This window comes from Pseudogulbenkiania sp. FW507-F1, from assembly GCF_058781125.1.
In genome coordinates, this window is record NZ_JBYSWM010000004.1 from 129761 (window position 1) to 149650 (window position 19890).

Here is a 19890-nt window from a genome sequence, read left to right on the forward strand (position 1 = left end):
GCACTTTCACCCTGTCAACGAACTGAATGACACAAATCCGACAAAAATAAACGGGCAGGACTCGGCTACTTGGTGGCACCAATACCCTTGGCGCGCAGCAGCCGTTGCTCGGCCGGCTCGGCAGTGCGTGGCTCCCAACCGGCAAGGTTCTTCTCGACCAGGCCCGCCAATGCCGCAATCCATTGCGGGCTGTCGTTAAGACAGGGGACATAGCGGTATTCGCCGCCACCATGGGTCAGAAAGGTTTCCTTGCCTTCCATCGCCATTTCCTCGAGGGTTTCCAGGCAATCGGAGACGAACCCGGGGCAGATGACGTCGACCCGAGCAGTATGGTTTTTTCCCAACTGGGCCAGCACTTCCGAGGTGTAGGGCTTCAGCCATTCAGCCCGGCCGAAACGGCTCTGGAAACAGACAACGTACTGATCCTTGCCCAGCCCCAGCGCCTCTGCCAGCAAACGCCCGGTCTTTTGACACTCGCAGTGATAAGGATCGCCCTTGTCCAGGGTAAAGCGCGGCACACCATGAAAACTCATGACCAGCTTGTCGGCACGACCATGCCGCTGCCAGTGCGCCCGAACCTGCTCCGCCAGGGCGCGGATATAGCCGAGGTCATCATGAAAATGTCGCACCGTGCGCAACTCGGGCATGTTGCGCAACTTCATCAGGGTGCGGAACACGTCATCGAGCGCGGTGGCACTGGAAGAGGCGGCGTACTGGGGGTAGAGCGGCACAACCAGGAGACGCTCCACCCCTTGGCCGCGCATGCCGGAGATGACCTGTTCCACGGAAGGGGAGCCGTAGCGCATGGCGAAGTCGACCACCAGGTTGCGATAGCCGTGCTCACCCAAATAGCCGCGCAACAGCTTGGTTTGGCGCTGCGTGTGGGTGAGCAGGGGAGAGCCGTCCTTGCCCCATATCGCCGCGTATTTTTCAGCCGACTTGCGCGGGCGGGTGTTGAGGATGATGCCGTTGAGAATCAGCCACCACAGGGCACGGGGAAGTTCGACTACTCGCGGATCGGACAGGAACTGCTTGAGATAGGGACGCAAGGCCTTGCCAGTGGGCGCATCCGGGGTGCCCAGGTTGAGCAGCAGCACACCGGTTTTGGGGGTGTAGTCGTGCTGAAAGGCGGGTTCTTTGTTGTAGCGGGACATGGCGTGTCCTTAAGGGGTAACAGTAGGCGCAAAAGGCAGTGGACCGAAAAACGGCAGCCGGGTAAAGCGGCTGCCGTCAGGCCGGGGGCATCAGTCGTCCCGCGCGGGGACCAGCACGGAGCGGTTGCCGTTGGTTTCCATCGGCGAGACCAGGCCGGCGCTTTCCATCTGTTCGATCAGGCGGGCAGCGCGGTTGTAACCAATACGCAGGTGACGCTGCACCGAGGAAATCGACGCCTTGCGGGTTTTCAGCACGATAGCCACGGCCTCGTCGTAGAGGGCATCGGCTTCGCCCCCTTCGCCGCCGCCAGCGGCATCGAATCCACTGCCGTCGTCGCTTTCGGCCTGGCCGGAGAGGATGCCTTCGACGTAATCGGGCTCGCCAGTGGTCTTGAGATACTCCACTACCTGATGCACTTCGTCATCGGCAACGAAGGCGCCGTGTACCCGCAGGGGGTAACCGGTGCCCGGCGGCAGATAGAGCATGTCACCCTGACCCAGTAGCGCTTCGGCGCCCATCTGGTCGAGGATGGTGCGCGAGTCGATCTTGCTCGAAACCTGGAACGCGATGCGGGTCGGGATATTGGCCTTGATCAGGCCGGTGATCACGTCCACCGACGGGCGCTGGGTGGCTAGGATGAGGTGAATGCCGGCGGCGCGCGCCTTCTGCGCCAGGCGGGCGATCAGTTCTTCGATTTTCTTGCCGGCGACCATCATCAGGTCGGCCAGTTCGTCGATGACCACGACGATGAGCGGCAGCGTCTCCAGCGGCTCGGGCGTTTCGGGCGTCAGCGAGAACGGGTTCGGGATCTTCTGTCCGGCCTTGTCGGCGTCCTTGATCTTCTGGTTGTAGCCGGCGAGGTTACGCACGCCGAGCTTGGACATCAGCTTGTAGCGCTTTTCCATCTCGGCCACGCACCAGTTGAGCGCGTTGGCGGCCTGCTTCATGTCGGTGACCACGGGCGCCAGCAGATGAGGAATGCCTTCGTAGATGGACAGTTCGAGCATTTTCGGATCGACCATGATCAGGCGCACCTCACGCGGGGTGGCCTTGTACAGCAGCGACAGGATCATGGCGTTGATGGCGACCGATTTACCCGACCCCGTGGTGCCCGCCACCAGCACGTGCGGCATCTTGGCCAGATCTGCCGAGATCGGCTGGCCGGCGATGTCCTTGCCCAGCGCCATGGTCAGGCGCGAGGTGAGGTTCTGGTAGGTTTCCGACCCGATGATCTCCGACAGGCGTACGATCTGACGTTTCGGATTGGGCAATTCCAGACCCATGTAGGTCTTGCCGGGGATGGTTTCCACCACGCGGATGGAGACCAGCGACAGGGCGCGCGCCAGGTCCTTCATCAGGTTGACGATCTGGGCCCCCTTGACGCCCACAGCCGGTTCGATTTCGTAGCGCGTGATCACCGGTCCGGGGTAGGCGGCGATGACCTTTACTTCGACGCCGAAGTCGGCCAGCTTGCGTTCGATCAGGCGCGAGGTGTACTCGACCGTTTCCTGCGATACCGGTTCGGCCTGTTCTTTGGGCGGCTCCAGCAGCGCCAGTCCCGGCAGTTCGCCATCACCCGGCGCAGAGAACAACGATTGTTGCACCGGTTTTTGCACCTTGGGTGAGACGGGGATATCAAGCACCGGCGGCTCGATACGCACCGGCGGTTTTTCTTCAGCTTTTTTCTTTTCGGTGGTGACCTTGTTTTCGCGTTGTTGCGCCACTTCGCGTCCGATTTCGCGGTCCTTGCGTGCCTGCCAGGCGTACCACGCCTTGAGGGCGTTCTCTTCGATGGCGGTACCAATCCGCTCCATCAGGTCGAGCCAGGACAGGCCGGTAAACAGGGACAGGCCGATGGCTCCTGACACCGATAGCAGCAACGTGGCGCCAGGGAGGCCAAAGGCGCGTGAAGCCGCATTACCGAGGAAATGCCCCAGCATGCCGCCGGCAGCAAGCGGCAGCCGGAGTGCCTTGCCGGCCAGGAACAGGCCTTCCAGCCCGGCGCTGGCCAAAAGCAGCATGAAGAAGCCGGCGATGGCGGCAACGGTCATCGGATTGAGGCGCAGCCCTAGCGTTTCTATTCGCTTGTAGCCCCAGCTGATGGCCACCAGACAGAACACCACCACCCACCAGGCGGACAGCCCAAACAGGTAGAGCATCAGGTCTGAGACCCAGGCGCCGAAGGCGCCGCCGTAGTTGCGTACCGAAGGGTCGGGAGAGCTATGCGACCAGGATGGGTCGTGCGGCGAGTAGCTGGCAAGGATGAGGACGAGGTATACCGCGGCCACCGCCATCAACAGCCACCAGGCCTCGCGCAACAGGCTGACGAGACGGGGAGGGAGCGGGGTCGAATTATTCTTGACGACGGCCTTTCGCTTGAAAAGTCGCATTTTTTCTCTGGGAAGGCGATAACAGTGGGAGATTATAGCCCGAGCCGGCGTGGATTCGTATTGCGGCGTTGAGCCTGCGGCGAGCAGGTCAATGCCTCCGAGCCCAAGTAGCACGGACAGTCATGACATTTGAAACGACGCAGCGGGCACATTGAAGCATGATGCCCGGGTCACCGCCACCCCATTGTTTGACGGAGGAGCGGCGGCGTGCAGACTACCTATCTAAGTGATGTGACAGACAGCAGGGTTCAACACTAGCGCGGATAGATCGCACCTAGCACGCGCGGACCGCGCGCGCCCGTTACGGCTGCCAGATTGCCCGGTTCGCGATGGATCAGCTGGCGCGCCAGCCAGGCGAAGGCAGCGGCCTCGACCTGGTGCACCGGCAAGCCTAGCACGGCAGTGGTGGAGAGTTGGCGTCCCGGCAAGGCTTCGGCCAACCTTGCCATCAGGCGATCGTTCATGGCGCCGCCGCCGCAGACATAGACAGAGGAAGCGGTAGGCGCCCAGTGCTCGACGGCGTCGGCAATACTGACCGCGGTCAGTTCCAGCAGGGTAGCCTGGATGTCGGCCGGAGCCAATTCGGACCCTGCGAGATGGGCATCCAGCCAGGTCAGATCGAACAGGTCCCGGCCGGTGCTCTTGGGCGGTTCCGCGGCGAAAAACGGTTCGGCCAGCAGGCTTTCCAACAGCGTGGCGTCGACCTGGCCGGACGCCGCCCAGCCGCCGCTCTGGTCGAAACGGGCGCCGGTATGGCGATGACACCAGGCGTCCATCAGGATATTGCCTGGACCGCAGTCGAAGCCGATGACCGGCTGCTCGGGGTCGAGCCGGGTGAGGTTGCTGATGCCGCCGATGTTGACGATAGCGTGGGCCTGCTCCGGATGCGCAAACAGCGCCTCGTGGAAGGCAGGCACCAGCGGTGCGCCGTGTCCGCCCGCAGCGATGTCGCGGCTGCGGAAATCGCCACAGACGTCGATGCCGGTGGCTTCGGCCAGACCGGCGAGGTTGCCGATCTGCAGCGTGTAACCGGCGTGTGGGGCATGGCGGATGGTCTGGCCATGACAACCGATGGCGGTGATGTCGGCGGCACTCAGCCCACCCGTATCCAGCACGCCTCGCACGGCTTCGGCGTACAAGCCGGCCAGGGTGTTACCCAGGCGCGCCGCCCGGTCCAGCTCGTTGCCGTCGGCCGGTTGCAAGGCCAGCACGGCGTCGCGCACCAGCGCAGGGTAGGGCACGAAGAAATCGACAGTCACGTTGCAGTTGCCGTCGTCGTCGAAGGTGGCCAGCACCGCGTCGACACCGTCGAGGCTGGTGCCCGACATCAGTCCGATATAGCGTTCAGTCATCAGTCCAGTTGGGCTACCGTTACCGGCAGCTCTCGCAGTAGCTTGAGGTTGGCAGAAAGCTTAACGCTGCTTTGGCGGAAGGCCAAGCGTTGCTGGGCGGACAGGCCCGGTGTCGGCAGCGCGGCGGTGGACGGGTCGACCGCCTCGTTGTTGATGCGCACCTCGAAATGCAGGTGCGGACCGGTGGAGCGGCCGGTGGAGCCGACGTAACCGATCAGATCGCCCGCCTTGACGCTTTTGCCGGCATGCATGCCCGGCGCAAAGCGGCTCATGTGGCCGTATAGCGTCGACATTTTGGCACTGTGGCGGATGACGACGACGTTGCCGTAGCCGTTTTCGGTCTCGGCGGTGGCGACGATGCCGTCGGCCGGGGCGACGATCGGCGTACCGGTGACGGCGGCGTAGTCCACCCCCTTGTGCATGCGCAGCGAGTGCAACACCGGGTGGTAGCGCATACCGTAACCGGAACTGATGCGCGCACCGCGCACCGGCTGTTCGTTGAAGCCTTTCTTGATCGGATTGCCGTTTTCGTCGTAGTAGGCGCCGGATTCGCTGTCGTGGGCGAAATAGTAGGCACGGTAACTCTGCCCGCCATGCTCGACCTCGGCTGCCAGCAGGTTGCCGTTGGCGATCGGCGAGCCGTTGAACAGCAGGCTTTCGAATACCAGGTTGATGCGGTCACCCTGTTTCAGACTGGCGAGTTCGAAGCGGTCGGTAAAGATTTCGTTGAGCTGGGCGCGAATCTCTGGCGGCACCCCGGCGCGCGACAGGGCCGCACCGACGCCTCCGGACTCGATGTCGATCGAGCGCATCGACTGGATGGTCTGGGTTTCCAGCGGATCGGCACTGGCGCGCCATTGACCATTGGCCTTTTCAATGGCGACCATGACTTGCTCGCCGTTTTCATCGTCGTTCAGGAAACGCAGGCCAAACAGTTCGCCGGCGTCGTTGGTCTGCACCGAGAGTGTCTGACCGTCCTTGAGCTTGAGCAGGTTCTTCGACAGCGGACTGGAATTGAGGAAGCGCTGGGCTTCGCCGTCGCCGACACCGAGGCGGTTGAGCAGCCGCCCGAGGGTGTCGCCGCGCTGGACCTGTTCGTCACGCCAGTAGGGCGTGGTGCTGACACTGGAGGTGTAGACGGGCAAGGCCAGGCGCTGGGTGACGGTTTCAACATCGATGTGCGGCGGTTCGGGCTGATCACCGTTGCCGGCCACGGCAAACGCCGTCACCACGCCGAACAGGGGCAGGGAAGCGGCCAGGCCGAGCCAGCTCAGGCGGTGATTCATCAGGCGATGCACACAACTTTGCGGTAACTTGAGCAGTTTGCGATAATCCATTGTTCTCTAGAGTCTGGGCAGGGAGCGTTTCCTGCCTTGCGTAAATTCAGTATGCCAATGAGAAGGGCCGTTCCGGCCAACCTCGCCTTGGTCCCCCTGCGAACGCGATGAGTTCCGGGGCAAAGCGCGCATACTAACAGATGCCCCCCGCCGGGTGAACCCTAATCTCCAGATAAAACAGGGACATATCGCAACTTCCTGGTGGAGAAACCGGCGGAAATTACAGGTAACAAGGATCACCGAATGACCACCGTTGCACGTCCGGACATTTCCATCGACGACGCTCTCGCCGTCATCAAGCGCGGCGCCGAAGAGGTGCTGATCGAAGCGGAACTGATCGCGAAACTGAAGGAAAACCGCCCGCTGCGCGTCAAGGCCGGCTTCGACCCGACCGCTCCCGATCTGCACCTGGGCCACACCGTGGTGTTGACCAAGATGCGTCAGCTGCAGGACCTGGGTCACCGGATCATGTTCCTGATCGGCGATTTCACCGGCATGATCGGCGACCCATCCGGCAAGAACACCACCCGTCCGCCGCTGACGCCGGAACAGATCCAGATCAACGCCAAGACCTACGCCGAGCAGGTCTACAAGATTCTCGACCCGGCCAAGACCGAGATCTGCTTCAACTCCAAGTGGCTGGGCGAGCTGGGCGCCGCCGGCATGCTGCGCTTGGCGGCCGGTTCGACCGTGGCCCGCATGTTGGAACGCGACGACTTCCACAAGCGCTTCCACGGCAACCAGCCGATCGCCATCCACGAATTCATGTACCCGCTGATGCAGGGTTACGATTCGGTGGCGATGCAGGCCGACATCGAACTGGGCGGCACCGACCAGAAATTCAACCTGCTGATGGGCCGCACCCTGCAGCAGCAGCACGGGCAGAAGCCGCAGTGCGTGATCATGATGCCGCTCTTGGAAGGCCTGGACGGCGTCAACAAAATGTCCAAGTCGCTCGGCAACTACATCGGCATCGCCGAGCCGGCCAGCGAGATTTTCGGCAAGGTGATGTCGATCTCCGACACGCTGATGTGGCGCTACTACGAGCTGGTCTCGTTCCGCCCGCTGAATGAGATCGCCCAGTTCAAGCAGGAAGTGGCCGAGGGCCGCAACCCGCGCGACATCAAGGTGCTGCTGGCGCAGGAACTGGTGGCGCGCTTCCACAACGAGCAGGCGGCAATCGACGCGCTGGCCGACTTCGAGGCGCGCTTCCAGAAGAACGCCATCCCCGACGACCTGCCGGAAGTGACCGTGACCCTCGACGGCGCGGCGATGGCGATTGGCAACGTGCTGAAAGAGGCGCAACTGGTCGCATCGACCTCGGAAGCGCTGCGCATGATCCAGCAGGGCGGCGTCAAGGTCGACGGCGAGAAGGTGGAAGACAAGGGCCTGCAACTGGACCGCGGGGTGACTGTGGTACTGCAGGTGGGCAAACGGAAGTTCGCCCGCGTAACGCTGGCCTAAACCACGCGATGGCCACTGGTTGGTAGAAGATTTCGGCCAACCTTTCGCTCCGACGCCGCGCCCCTGCGGGGCGTCGTCATTCCCACCTGGATTCCACTCGATGAAACTGACCCTGATCGTCCCTGGCTTGAGTTGGCTCGACGCCCACGACGGCGCCGAGGTGCTCAAGGGACTGGCGCTGCCGGCGCTGGCGACCTTGCTCGGCCGCGCCCGGATCGACGCCGCGCCTGGCCCCCTGTCGGCGCTGACCGCCCAAAGCTTCGGCCTCTCGCGCCTCGCCCCGGCACGCCAAGACGCCCTCGCTGCCGGTCTGGATGCCGCCACCGGCCACTGGCTGATCGCCGATCCGGTGCACGTGCGTATCGACCGCGACCGTGCGCTGCTGGCCGACGTCGGGGTGATGAACCTGGCGCAGCACGAGGCCGACGCCCTGGTCGGGAGCCTGAACCGGCACTTCGCCGAGGACGGCATGACCTTCTACGCGCCGCAACCCGGGCGCTGGTACGTTCGGCTGGCCGCTGCCAGCGGCGCCCGCTTCACCCCGCTGATGGATGCGGTGGGGGAGAACATCAACGAGCACCTGCCGGGCGGCAGCAATGGGCTAACGTGGAGCCGCTGGCTCAACGAGATGCAGATGCTGCTCTACACCCACCCCACCAACGATCAGCGCGAGGCGCAGGGCGAAGTGAGCGTCAACAGCGTCTGGCTGTGGGGCGAGGACGAAGCGGGGACCCAGCCGATGACACCGGAGGCACGGCTATTCAGCGACGACCCCACCTGGCAGGGGTTGGCGCGACAGGCCGGGCAGCGCGCCGACAGCGTTCCGTTTGCCTTTGACGCGCTGGCCGAGACCCTGCATGGCGAAGCCTCCGCGCTGGTGCATCTCGACCGCCTGCTCGCACCGGCGCAGTACCGCGACGCCTGGGGCTGGCGTGACACGCTGATGCAGCTGGAGACTGACTGGTTCGCGCCGCTGGCGGCCGCTCTCAAGTCCGGCCGAATCGGCCAGCTCACCCTGACGACGCACGGCCCGGCCGGTTTTTCGGCCAACGTGACCCGTTCCGACCTGTGGAAATTCTGGCGCCGCGCGCGTCCGCTCACTTCGCTCTATCCCGCCGAATGACTCGCATCCAGACCCGCTCCGTCCCGCCCGACCACCACGCCACGCTGCAGGCGCAAGGCATCAGCCCGCTGATGGCACGCCTGTTCGCCGCGCGCGGCATCACCAGCCCCGCCGAGCTCGACTGCAGCCTGAAGGCGCTGCTGCCATTCCAGCAGCTCAAGAATATCGATGCCATGGCGCGCCGGCTGGCCGACGCCATCGCCCGGCGCGAGCGACTGCTGATCGTGGCCGATTACGATGCCGATGGCGCCACTGCCTGCAGCGTGGCGATGAAGGGATTGGCGGCGCACGGCGCCATCGTCGACTTCATCGTGCCCAACCGCTTCGAGTACGGCTACGGTCTGACGCCGGAGATCGTCGAGTTGGCGGCACAGCACCAGCCCGACATCATCGTCACCGTCGACAACGGCATCGCCAGCGTGGCCGGGGTGGAAGCCGCCAAGGCGCGCGGCATCGAAGTGCTGGTCACCGACCACCACCTGCCGGGAGACACCCTGCCGGACGCGCTGATCGTCAACCCCAACCAGCCGGGCTGCCCGTTTCCGTCGAAGAACCTGGCCGGCGTCGGCGTGATGTTCTACGTGCTGATGGCGTTGCGCGCCGAGATGCGCGCGCGCGGGGCGTTCGGTGACAAGCCGGAACCCAACCTCGGTGAGCTGCTTGACTACGTCGCGCTCGGCACCGTGGCCGACGTGGTGCGGCTCGACCAGAACAACCGCATCCTGGTGGAGAACGGCCTGCGCCGCATGCGCGCCGGTCGCATGACGCCGGGCATCGCCGCGCTGTTCCGCGTCGCCGGGCGCATGGCGCACAAGGCCAACACCTTCGACCTCGGTTTCACGCTCGGTCCGCGCCTGAACGCCGCCGGCCGGCTCGACGACATGAGCCTGGGCATCGCCTGCCTGCTGGCGGCCACCGAAAGCCAGGCCATGCAGCTGGCGCAGGAGTTGGACGCGCTGAACCGTGAACGGCGCCAGATCGAGCATGGCATGCAGGACGAGGCGCTGGCGGTGCTCGCCAGCATCGATCCGGCCGAACGCTACACGCTGGCCCTATACCGCGACGACTGGCACCAGGGCGTGGTCGGCATCGTCGCCTCGCGCCTGAAGGAACGCTTCCACCGACCGTCCATCGTGTTCGCGCCGGGTGACGAGGGCGAAATCAAGGGCTCCGGACGCTCGATTCCCGGCTTCCACCTGCGTGACGCGCTCGACCTGGTGTCCAAGCGCCATCCCGGGCTGCTGCGCAAGTTCGGCGGCCATGCCATGGCCGCCGGCCTGACCATCGCCGAAGTCGATTTCCCCGCCTTCTGCCAGGCCTTCGAAACCGTGGCGCGCGAATGGATGAGCGAGCAGCAGCTGACACGCACGCTGGAGACCGATGGCAGCCTCGGGCCGCGCGAATTGCACCTGGGTTTTGCCGAGGAACTGGCGGCGCAGGTGTGGGGGCAGGGTTTTCCGCCGCCGACCTTCTGCGACCGTTTCCACGTGATGCAGCAGCGCATCGTCGGCGACAAGCACCTCAAGCTGCGGCTGTTCAAGGATGGCCAGGAATTCGACGCCATGCGTTTCAACCAAGTGGACTGGCTGCCGGACGAGATCGAGGCGGTGTACCAGGTGGTGGCCAACGAATGGCAGAACCGCAAGGAGCTGCAGATTTACCTCGACCACTGGCAGCTGCCGGCCGGGCAGGGCGACCGACAGTCAGTCTGAAGAAAATCATGCAAGCCGATGAAATACCACAACAATAATTAAGCTCAATCTGACGCATCAAAGCTCGAATCGGATCGAATATTCCGTCGCAAGGCATTGCCGTTAAAGAAGAATCGTGGATCGAATGACGTGATGGATTGTCCGGCGTTGGAGGGGAGTTCGATCCATCCTCATAATCTGGCTTGATGAATCAACCCAGACCACTGATTCCATATCGTTTTTCATCAGACAAACGCCGCCTCACAAGCTCCGCATCTATCTGAACTTATTTCGACAAGGCACTGATAAACAATGGAAATTATCATCGGACTGCTGGTTGGCCTGATCGTGGGCGGCGCCGCATTGTGGTCGGTACAAAAATCGCGCGCCCAGGCCGAGTATCAGCGCGGCCGTGGCGAAGCTTTGTCCGAAAATGCGGCACTCGCCGCGCAGCTGAAGGCCTGCCAGATGCAGGTCGACGAACTGAAAGGGCGCGAGCGCGACCTGGCCGCGACGTTGGCCGAAGCCCGCCAGCAGCTGGGCGACAACCAGCAGCGCATCGCCAGCTATGCCACCCGTGCCCAGCGCGTGCCGGAGCTGGAGCAGGTGCTGGGCGAGCGCGAGCGCACCATCGAGCAGCTGACGCGCGAACTGCGCGACACCGCGAGCCAGCTGGCGGCGCGCGCCGAGCAGGGGCGTCAGCTGGAAGCCTCGCAGCTTCAGGTGATCAAGGAACGCGAACTGGCCACGAGGTTGGCCGAAGACATCACTCGACTGACTGCACGCGAGCAAGAGCTGGTCACCACGCTCGACAAGGAGCGCCAGCAGACGCGCGAGAAGCTGGCCTTACTCGACGACGCCAAGGAAGCGCTGTCCAACCAGTTCAAAACATTGGCGAGCGAGATCCTCGAGGAAAAATCGCGCCGCTTCACCGAGCAGAACAAGGAAAACCTGGGCTCGCTGCTGACGCCGCTGCACGAGCGCATCCAGAACTTCGGCAAGCTGGTGCAGGACACCTACGACAAGGATTCGAAAGAGCGCCTGACGCTGGAGCAGGAGCTGCGCCGGCTGCAGGAACTCAACACCCGCCTCAACCACGACGCCGTGGCGCTGACCAACGCGCTTACCGGCGCCAACAGCAAGGCACAGGGCACCTGGGGCGAGATGGTGCTGGAGAAGGTGCTGGAAACCTCGGGCCTGCACAAGGACCGCGAGTACCGCGTGCAGGTGTCCGACACCGTCGAGACCGAGGACGGCAGCCGCCGCCGCTACCAGCCGGACGTGGTGATCGACCTGCCGGAAGGCAAGCAGCTGGTGGTCGATTCCAAGGTGTCGCTCAACGCCTACGTGCGCTACACCGCCGCCAGCGACGACGTGCTGCGCGAAGCGGAGCTGAAGGCGCACATTGCCGCCATCCGCGCCCACATCCGCACCCTGTCGGAAAAGCGCTATCAGGATCTGTACAAGCTCAATACGCTGGATTTCGTGTTCATGTTCGTGCCGGTCGAACCGGCCTACCTGCTGGCGGTACAGCACGACATGAGCCTGTTCAACGAGGCGTTCGAGCGCCGCATCATGATCGTCGGCCCGAGCACACTCTTGGCCACGCTGCGCACCGTCGCCAGCATCTGGCGCTACGAGTACCAGAACCAGAACGCCCAGGAAATCGCCCGCCAGAGCGGGGCGATGTACGACAAGTTCGTCGGCTTCGTCGACAGCATGGAAAAGCTCGGCAAGCAGCTCGACACCACCCGTGACACCTTCGGCGACGCGATGAAGAAGCTGCAGATCGGCCGCGGCAACCTCATCACCAGCGCCGAGAAACTGCGCAAGCTTGGCATCAAGTCGAACAAGCAGCTCGCCTCGCACCTGGCGCTGGAGTCTGGCGACGAAGCCGACGAGGAGTAAGCCGGCGTCAGGCCCGCACCAGCCGGAACCGCTCCCGGAATAGAAACCCCTGCACCAGATCGACCTCGAGCTCGCGCGCCAGCTCGAGGTCCTGCTCCGTTTCCACCCCCTCCAGCACGCACTGCTTGCCCAGCTCGCGCGCGTAGCCCAAGAGCGCCTTGAGCAGTCGCATCCCGGCCGGGTCGCCGCGCCGCGCCAGCCAGGAACGGTCGAATTTGAAATAGTCGACCCCGCCCAACAGCGTCAGCGACAGCATCGACTCCGGGCTGCCGATATCGTCCAGCGCCAGACGCACGCCGTGCGCCTTCAGGATCTCGGCCAAGCGTTGGCTCAGATGCGCCTCTTGCACGCTGGAATTCTCGATGATTTCCACCACCAGCCGTTGCGGCGACTCGAACAGCGCCAGCATCGGATGGCGGCGCTCGTCGCTGACCGGCTGCATGAAGGCATCCGGATCGACGTTCAGAAACAGCAGCCCCTCCGGCGGCGCAGCGGCAATCTGGAAGCGCTTGGCCAACAGCTCGACCTGGAACAGGGTGAAAGGAGAGTGGTGCAAGGCGTCGAACACCAGCTGTGGCGGCAGGGCCGTCCCGTCGCGTCGGTAGAAGCGGGCCAGCGCTTCGTGACCCACCGTTGCCAGCGAAACCGTATCGACCAGAACCTGATATTCGGTACCGATGCGCTGGTGCTCTATCGTGTCCAGCAGGACGTCGACGGAGAGATCGGCAGGATGAGAAAGTAGCAAAGTCATAGTGAGAATAATTATTGGTTTTATTTATCGAGATTCTATCCCGTTTCATGATAAAAAGCTCAACAATCCTTGCCGCCAACCGGCCATGGCGAGGGGCTTCCCGCTGCAGCGCAGCGTGTTGACGACCCCGGCGATGCGCCCTGCCAGAACGGCGGCGGCGCAGGCTGAGCGGCAATTCGCCGTGCCCACCGGATTCATGGTCTAGATTTAGACTGTCGCGTGATCGATTGGACCGCCTGCGATGATGAAGCTGTGGCACATCATCATGATCTGGCTCGGACTGTTACTGGGTGGGGCGACTGCGGCCACACCACAACCACCCGTCATGCTAATACCGCTCACCGGCGCCATCGGCCCGGTCGGCGCCGATCACGTCACGCGCAGCCTGGCCCGCGCCGAGAAAGAAGGGGCGCAACTGGTGGTGCTGCAGATGGACACCCCGGGCGGGCTCGACACCTCGATGCGGCAGATCATCAAGGCCATCCTGGCGTCACCGGTGCCGGTGGCAAGTTTCGTCGCCCCCAGCGGCGCGCGCGCCGCCAGCGCCGGCACCTACATCCTCTACGCCAGCCACATCGCCGCCATGGCCCCCGGCACCAACGTGGGCGCTGCCACGCCGATTCAGATCGGCATCACCGGCGCGCAGCCGGAACAGCCATCCGCCAGGAGCGGCAAATCCGGCAGCAGCGAAGCGGCTCAGGAGCAGGGCGGCAGCACCCAGGACACGCTGACCCACAAGCAGATCAACGACGCCGCCGCCTACATCCGCGGCCTGGCGCAACTGCGCGGCCGCGATGTCGCCTGGGGCGAGCAGGCGGTACGCGAGGCGGTCAGCCTGTCGGCCGACGAGGCGCTGGCCCGGAACGTGATCGACCTGACGGCACGCGATGTCCCTGATCTGTTGGTAAAGCTGCAAGGCCGCAAGGTCAAGATCGGGCCGGATGAGCGGGTGCTGCACACCGCCGGTGCCGCCGTGATCACGCTGCAGCCCGACTGGCGCAGCCGTTTTCTCGGCGTCATCGCCGACCCCAGCGTCGCCATGATCCTGATGGTGATCGGCATCTACGGTCTGCTGTTCGAATTTTCCAACCCCGGTTTCGTCGTGCCCGGTCTCGTCGGCGCCACCTGCCTGCTGCTCGGGCTGTACGCCCTGCAGATGCTGCCGGTGAACTACGCCGGATTGGCGCTGATGCTGCTTGGCCTGGGGTGCATGGTGGCGGAGGCCTTTCTGCCCAGTTTCGGCGCACTGGGCATCGGCGGCATCGTCATGTTCGTCATCGGCGGGGTGATGCTGATCGATACCGACCTGCCCGGCTTCGGGGTGCCGATCGGGCTGATCGTGGCACTCGCGGCGGGCTCCGGCCTGTTCATCTTCTTCATCTCGGGCATGGCGCTGAAGGCGCGCCGGCGCCCGGTGGTGAGCGGAGAGGTGCGGCTGATCGGGAGTACCGGCGAAATCATCGACGACCTGCAAAGCGAGGGCTGGGCCACCATCAAGGGCGAGCAATGGCGGGTCGAGAGCGCGGTGCCGCTGCGTCGCGGCCAGCGGGTGCGGGTGACCGGCCGCCACGGCCTGATCATGAGCGTGGAGCCTTACGGCGAAACCACGAAAGGAGCGTAGTCATGGCATTCGGACTGGGCAGCGGCGGTGTCATACTGCTGATCGTGTTGCTGATCGCGTCGTCGTTCCGCATCCTGCGCGAATACGAACGCGGCGTGGTGTTCACGCTGGGCCGCTTCTGGAAGGTCAAGGGCCCCGGCCTGATCCTGATCATCCCGGGCGTGCAGCAGATGGTGCGGGTGGATCTGCGCACCGTGGTGATGGACGTGCCGCCGCAGGACGTCATCACCCACGACAATGTGTCGGTGAAGGTGAACGCGGTCGTTTATTTCCGGGTCGTCGATCCGGAGCGGGCGATCATTCAGGTCGTCAATTTTCACGAAGCCACCAGCCAGCTGGCACAGACCACGCTGCGTGCCGTACTGGGCAAGCACGAACTGGACGAGCTGCTGTCCGAGCGCGAACGGCTCAACCTGGACATCCAAAAGGTGCTCGATGCCCAGACCGACAGCTGGGGCATCAAGGTCTCCAACGTCGAGATCAAACACGTCGACCTGAACGAAACCATGGTCCGGGCGATTGCGCGGCAAGCCGAAGCCGAGCGTGAGCGGCGCGCCAAGGTCATCCACGCCGAAGGCGAGCTGCAGGCCTCGGTCAAGCTATTGGAAGCAGCGCAGATGCTGGCGCGCCAACCGCAGGCGATGCAGTTGCGCTACATGCAAACGCTCACGCAAATTGCCGGCGACAAGAGCTCGACCATCGTGTTCCCCATGCCGATCGACCTGCTGTCCAGCCTCGGAATCACGCCTCCCAAGCCGGGCGACGGGCAACACTGACGAGGAGCCGCCGTGCGACCGACTCTGATCAACAAGGACGTGGCGGCGCTGCCGTTGCCGCCCAACCTGGGCGATCGCGACGCGGTGTGTCGCACTTTCTCGTGGGACGCTGAGCGGCGCGAGCTGGCGGGCCTGCCGGATGGCGGGCTCAACCTCGCCCATGAAGCGGTCGACCGCCACGCCCTGGGGGAACGCGCCGGGCACACCGCGCTGCGCCTGCTGTCCGCCGATGGTAGCCGCCGCGACATCCATTACGACGAGCTGCGCCGCCTCAGCAACCGCTTCGCCAACGTCTTGGCTGGTCTTGGCATCGGCCGCGGCGACCGGGTGTTCGTGCTGTGCGGACGACGCCTGGAGCTGTATCTCGCGGTACTGGGTAGCTTCAAGGCCGGCGCGGTGGTGTCGCCACTGTTCTCCGCCTTCGGCCCGGAGCCGATCGCCACCCGGGTGCAACTCGGGCAGGGGGCGCTGCTGGTGACCACCGCGTCGCTCTATCGTCGCAAGGTGGCCGCGATGCGGGCGCAGATGCCGTCGCTACGCCAAGTGCTGCTGGTCGACGACGAGGGGGCTTCGGCCAACCCTTCCACGCCCGATGAGCCCGGTACGCTCGATCTCGGCCGGCTGATGGCGGAGGCCGCCGACGAGTTCGCCATCGTTCCCACCCGGCCCGACGACCCGGCGCTGCTGCACTTCACCAGCGGCACCACCGGCACGCCCAAGGGGGCGCTGCACGTGCACGGCGCGGCGCTCACCCATTACGTCACCGGTAAGTACGCGCTCGACCTGCATCCGCAGGACATCTACTGGTGCACCGCCGACCCCGGCTGGGTCACCGGCACTTCCTACGGCATCATCGCGCCGCTGCTGCACGGCGTGACCAGCATCATCGACGAGGCCGAGTTCGACGCTGAACACTGGTACCGCGTCCTGCAGGAGGAGCGGGTGAGCGTGTGGTACACCGCGCCCACCGCGATCCGCATGCTGATGAAGGCCGGGCCGGAGCTGGCGCACCAGTTCCATCTCCCCGCTCTGCGCTTCATCGCCAGCGTCGGCGAGCCGCTCAACCCGGAAGCGGTGTGGTGGGGCGCGGACGTGCTGGGCCTGCCGATCCACGACAACTGGTGGCAGACCGAAACCGGCGGAATCATGATCGCCAACACCGTGGCGATGCCGATCAAGCCGGGCTCGATGGGCAAGCCGCTGCCTGGTGTCGAGGCCTGCATCGTGCGGCGGCACCAGCCGGACCGGCCCATCGAGGTGCTGGGCGACGCGGATGCCGTCGGCGAGCTCGCACTCAAGGCTGGCTGGCCGTCGATGTTCCGCGCCTACCTGGGGCAGGACGAGCGCTATCGCAAGTGTTTTTCCGGCAAGCTTTACCTCACCGGCGACCTGGCCCGGCGTGATGCCGACGGCTATTACTGGTTCGTCGGCCGCGCCGACGACGTGATCAAGTCGTCCGGCCACCTGATCGGGCCGTTCGAGGTGGAAAGCGCGCTGATGGAACACCCGGCGGTGGCCGAGGCCGCGGTGATCGGCAAGCCCGACGAGATGGTGGGCGAGGTGGTGAAGGCCTTCGTCTCGCTCAAGCGTGGCGTCGAGGCCAGCGAAGCGCTGCGCGCCGAGTTGCTCGGCCATGCCCGCAAACGCCTGGGGGCGGCGGTGGCGCCGAAGGAGATCGCCTTCCTGCCGACGCTGCCCCGCACCCGCAGCGGCAAGATCATGCGACGTCTGCTCAAGGCGCGCGAGCTGGGGCTGCCGGAAGGCGATTTGTCGACACTGGAGGAGGGCGCATGAGCCAGCCCAACCAAGCCGACGCCGAGCTGATGCTGCCGCCGGGCCCGGTCCCCACCGCGCCCGTACCGTTCGCACCGGAGCTGGCCCTAGGCCTGTTGCGCGACATGCTGCGCATCCGGCGGCTGGAGGAAAAGGCCGCCGAGCTGTACGGCGCCGGCCAGATCCGCGGCTTTCTGCACCTCTACATCGGCGAGGAAGCGGTGGCGGCGGGCGCGATGCGCGCGCTGGCGCCGGAGGACACCGTGGTCGCCACCTACCGCGAGCATGGCCAGGCGCTGCTACGCGGGGTGTCGATGCGCGCCATCATGGCCGAGATGTTCGGCAAACAGGAAGGCTGTTCGCGCGGGCGCGGCGGCTCGATGCACCTGTTCGACGCCAAGGCACGCTTCTTCGGCGGCAACGCCATTGTCGCCGGCGGCCTGCCGCTGGCGGTCGGACTGGCGCTGGCCGACCGCATGCAGGGCATCCGCCGCGTCACCGCCTGCTTCTTCGGCGACGGCGCCGTCCCCGAGGGCGCCTTCCACGAGTCGATGAACCTGGCCGCGCTGTGGCAGTTGCCGGTGCTGTTCTGCTGCGAGAACAACCTCTACGCCATGGGCACCGCGCTGCCGCGCGCCCAGGCGCAGACCGACCTGTGCCGCAAGGCCGCCAGCTATGGCATCGCTGCCCGCGCCGTCGACGGCATGGACGTGGTGGCGACCTACCCGGCCGCGCTCGAGGCCGCCGACACGGTGCGCGCCGCGCAGCAGCCGTTTTTCCTTGAGTTCCAGACCTACCGCTTCCGCGCGCACTCGATGTTCGACCCCGACCTGTATCGTGACAAGGCGGAAATCGAGCACTGGAAGGAGCACGGACCGATCCACACCTACACCGCGCGACTGAAAACCCAGGGCAGGTTGGCCGAAGAGCAGTTCCTGGTGCTCGACGCCGAGGTCGGGCGCGAGGTGGACGACGCCGTGGCGTTTGCCGACGCCGGCCACTGGGAGCCGGTCGCCGACCTGCTGCGCGACGTCCATACCCCGGTCGATGGGGGGGCATCATGAGCCACACCAGCTACCGCGAAGCCCTGCGCGAAGCGATGCGGGACGCGCTGCAGCGCGACCCGCGCGTGTTCCTGATGGGCGAGGACGTCGGCCGCTACGGCGGCACATATGCCGTGTCCAAGGGTTTGCTGGCGGAGTTCGGCCCCGAGCGCATCCGCGACACGCCGCTCTCCGAACTCGCCTTCGTCGGCGCCGGCATCGGCGCGGCGCTGGGCGGGCTGCGCCCGATCGTCGAGGTGATGACCGTCAACTTCAGCCTCTTGGCGCTGGATCAGATCGTCAATAACGCCGCCACCTTGCGCCACATGTCGGGCGGGCAATGCTCGGTGCCGCTGGTGATCCGCATGACCACCGGCGCCGGACGCCAGCTCGCCGCGCAGCACTCGCACAGCCTGGAAGGCTGGTACGCCCACATTCCCGGCATCCGCGTGCTGGCGCCGGCCACGCTGGAAGACGCGCGCGGCATGCTGTGGCCGGCGCTGCAGGACCCCGACCCGGTGATCCTGTTCGAGCACGGCCAGCTCTACAACGTGGAAGGCGAGTTGGCCGAAGACGTCGAAGTCGACATCCGTTCCGCCAGGGTGCGACGTAACGGCAACGACGTCACCCTGATCGCCTACGGCGGGCTGCTCGGCAAGGCGCTGGACGCGGCGGAGAAACTGGCGCAAGAGGGCATCGAGGCGGAGGTGATCGACCTGCGCGTGCTGCGTCCGCTCGACGACGCCACGTTGCTGGCATCGCTGCAAAAGACGCACCGCGTGGTGGTCGTCGACGAGGGCTGGAAGAGCGGCAGCCTCGCGGCCGAGGTGGTGGCCCGCCTTACCGAGCAGGCGTTCTACGAGCTCGACGCACCGCCCGTGCGGGTATGCAGTGCCGAAGTCCCCATTCCCTACGCCCGCCACCTGGAAGAGGCCGCGCTGCCCCAGGTGGCCAGCATCGCCGCGGCGGTACGCACCGTCTGCGGAACCTAACCGGAGAGTCGCCATGGATGACGTCGCACGCCAGCGGGTGCTGGAAGTGATGAATACCCACAATCTCTGCACCATCGCCACCGTCCGCGAGGACGGCTACCCCCAGGCGACCACCGTCGCCTACGTCAACGACGGGCTGACGATTTACCTGTGCTGTGACGTGCACGCCCAAAAGCTGCGCAACATCCGGCTCAACAACAAGGTCTCGCTCGCCATCGATCACGACTACACCGACTGGCACGAGATCCGGGGGCTGTCGCTGGGCGGCACCGCCGAAGAAGTGCAAGACCCGGACGAGATCGAGCAGGCCCTCGACCTGATGCAGACCAAGTTCCCGCAAATCGCAGACATGGGTCCGGTGGAAACCATGGCCAGCGAACTGGCGGTGATCAAGGTCACACCGCAGGTCATCTCGCTGCTCGATTACCGCCAGGGCTTCGGCTACACCGAGTACCTGGAAGTGTGATGCCACCCCACCCACGCGGCGAAACCCGGCGCCAACGGAAAGGCCGTT

At 65.1% G+C, this 19890-nt stretch carries 15 protein-coding genes; 10 read left to right on the top strand and 5 right to left on the bottom strand.

Annotation, left to right across the window (positions count from 1 at the left end):
* Nucleotides 1–65 precede the first annotated feature (65 nt).
* From hemH to AC3WG5_RS04145, 4 genes are all read right to left on the bottom strand, one after another.
* Nucleotides 66–1154 carry a ferrochelatase gene (gene hemH, locus AC3WG5_RS04130; RefSeq protein ID WP_492567892.1) on the bottom strand — a complete coding sequence of 363 codons (1089 nt, stop codon included), beginning with the start codon at nt 1152–1154 and terminating at the stop codon, nt 66–68.
* A 90-nt stretch (nt 1155–1244) separates the two neighbouring features.
* Nucleotides 1245–3545 carry a DNA translocase FtsK gene (locus AC3WG5_RS04135; RefSeq protein ID WP_294863310.1) on the bottom strand — a complete coding sequence of 767 codons (2301 nt, stop codon included), beginning with the start codon at nt 3543–3545 and terminating at the stop codon, nt 1245–1247.
* Between the two features lie 254 nt (nt 3546–3799).
* Entirely contained in the window at nt 3800–4897 is a 1098-nt protein-coding gene (locus tag AC3WG5_RS04140) for an anhydro-N-acetylmuramic acid kinase (protein ID WP_492567893.1), read from the bottom strand.
* Complete coding sequence (locus AC3WG5_RS04145) at nt 4897–6234, bottom strand: M23 family metallopeptidase (RefSeq protein WP_008952740.1); 1338 nt, start codon at nt 6232–6234, stop codon at nt 4897–4899. Before AC3WG5_RS04145 ends, AC3WG5_RS04140 begins: the two co-directional genes overlap by 1 nt.
* A 243-nt stretch (nt 6235–6477) precedes the next feature.
* Between AC3WG5_RS04145 and tyrS the strand changes: the two genes are divergently transcribed.
* The 4 genes from tyrS (at nt 6478) to AC3WG5_RS04165 (ending at nt 12420) form a co-directional block, all read left to right on the top strand.
* On the top strand, nt 6478–7698 hold the full coding sequence (tyrS, locus tag AC3WG5_RS04150) for a tyrosine--tRNA ligase (protein WP_492567894.1): 1221 nt from the start codon (nt 6478–6480) through the stop codon (nt 7696–7698).
* A gap of 100 nt (nt 7699–7798) precedes the next feature.
* Nucleotides 7799–8821 carry a hypothetical protein gene (locus AC3WG5_RS04155; RefSeq protein WP_482581569.1) on the top strand — a complete coding sequence of 341 codons (1023 nt, stop codon included), beginning with the start codon at nt 7799–7801 and terminating at the stop codon, nt 8819–8821.
* On the top strand, nt 8818–10533 hold the full coding sequence (gene recJ, locus AC3WG5_RS04160; RefSeq protein ID WP_492567895.1) for a single-stranded-DNA-specific exonuclease RecJ: 1716 nt from the start codon (nt 8818–8820) through the stop codon (nt 10531–10533). Before AC3WG5_RS04155 ends, recJ begins: the two co-directional genes overlap by 4 nt.
* 291 nt (nt 10534–10824) lie before the next feature.
* The gene (locus tag AC3WG5_RS04165; protein WP_492567896.1) at nt 10825–12420 is read left to right on the top strand and encodes a DNA recombination protein RmuC; all 1596 of its coding nucleotides are present in this window, start codon (nt 10825–10827) and stop codon (nt 12418–12420) included.
* 7 nt (nt 12421–12427) lie between these two features.
* Here AC3WG5_RS04165 and AC3WG5_RS04170 read toward each other — a convergent pair whose 3' ends face one another.
* Nucleotides 12428–13171 carry an EAL domain-containing protein gene (locus tag AC3WG5_RS04170; protein WP_482581563.1) on the bottom strand — a complete coding sequence of 248 codons (744 nt, stop codon included), beginning with the start codon at nt 13169–13171 and terminating at the stop codon, nt 12428–12430.
* Nucleotides 13172–13412: 241 nt separating this feature from the next.
* Between AC3WG5_RS04170 and AC3WG5_RS04175 the strand changes: the two genes are divergently transcribed.
* From AC3WG5_RS04175 to AC3WG5_RS04200, 6 genes are read left to right on the top strand one after another with little or no spacing between them, the layout of a single operon-like run.
* Complete coding sequence (locus AC3WG5_RS04175) at nt 13413–14792, top strand: NfeD family protein (protein ID WP_492567897.1); 1380 nt, start codon at nt 13413–13415, stop codon at nt 14790–14792.
* A gap of 2 nt (nt 14793–14794) precedes the next feature.
* The gene (locus AC3WG5_RS04180) at nt 14795–15568 is read left to right on the top strand and encodes a slipin family protein (RefSeq protein ID WP_492567898.1); all 774 of its coding nucleotides are present in this window, start codon (nt 14795–14797) and stop codon (nt 15566–15568) included.
* A gap of 12 nt (nt 15569–15580) precedes the next feature.
* Nucleotides 15581–17362: an acetate--CoA ligase gene (gene acsA, locus AC3WG5_RS04185; protein WP_492567899.1), complete on the top strand. Its 1782-nt coding sequence runs from the start codon at nt 15581–15583 to the stop codon at nt 17360–17362.
* On the top strand, nt 17359–18405 hold the full coding sequence (pdhA, locus tag AC3WG5_RS04190) for a pyruvate dehydrogenase (acetyl-transferring) E1 component subunit alpha (protein WP_492567901.1): 1047 nt from the start codon (nt 17359–17361) through the stop codon (nt 18403–18405). The genes acsA and pdhA overlap by 4 nt, the downstream gene beginning before the upstream one ends.
* Nucleotides 18402–19376 (top strand): alpha-ketoacid dehydrogenase subunit beta, encoded by a 975-nt coding sequence (locus AC3WG5_RS04195; RefSeq protein ID WP_492567902.1) that lies wholly within the window; start codon nt 18402–18404, stop codon nt 19374–19376. Before pdhA ends, AC3WG5_RS04195 begins: the two co-directional genes overlap by 4 nt.
* Nucleotides 19377–19389: 13 nt before the next feature.
* Entirely contained in the window at nt 19390–19842 is a 453-nt protein-coding gene (locus tag AC3WG5_RS04200) for a pyridoxamine 5'-phosphate oxidase family protein (RefSeq protein ID WP_492567903.1), read from the top strand.
* Nucleotides 19843–19890 lie beyond the last annotated feature (48 nt).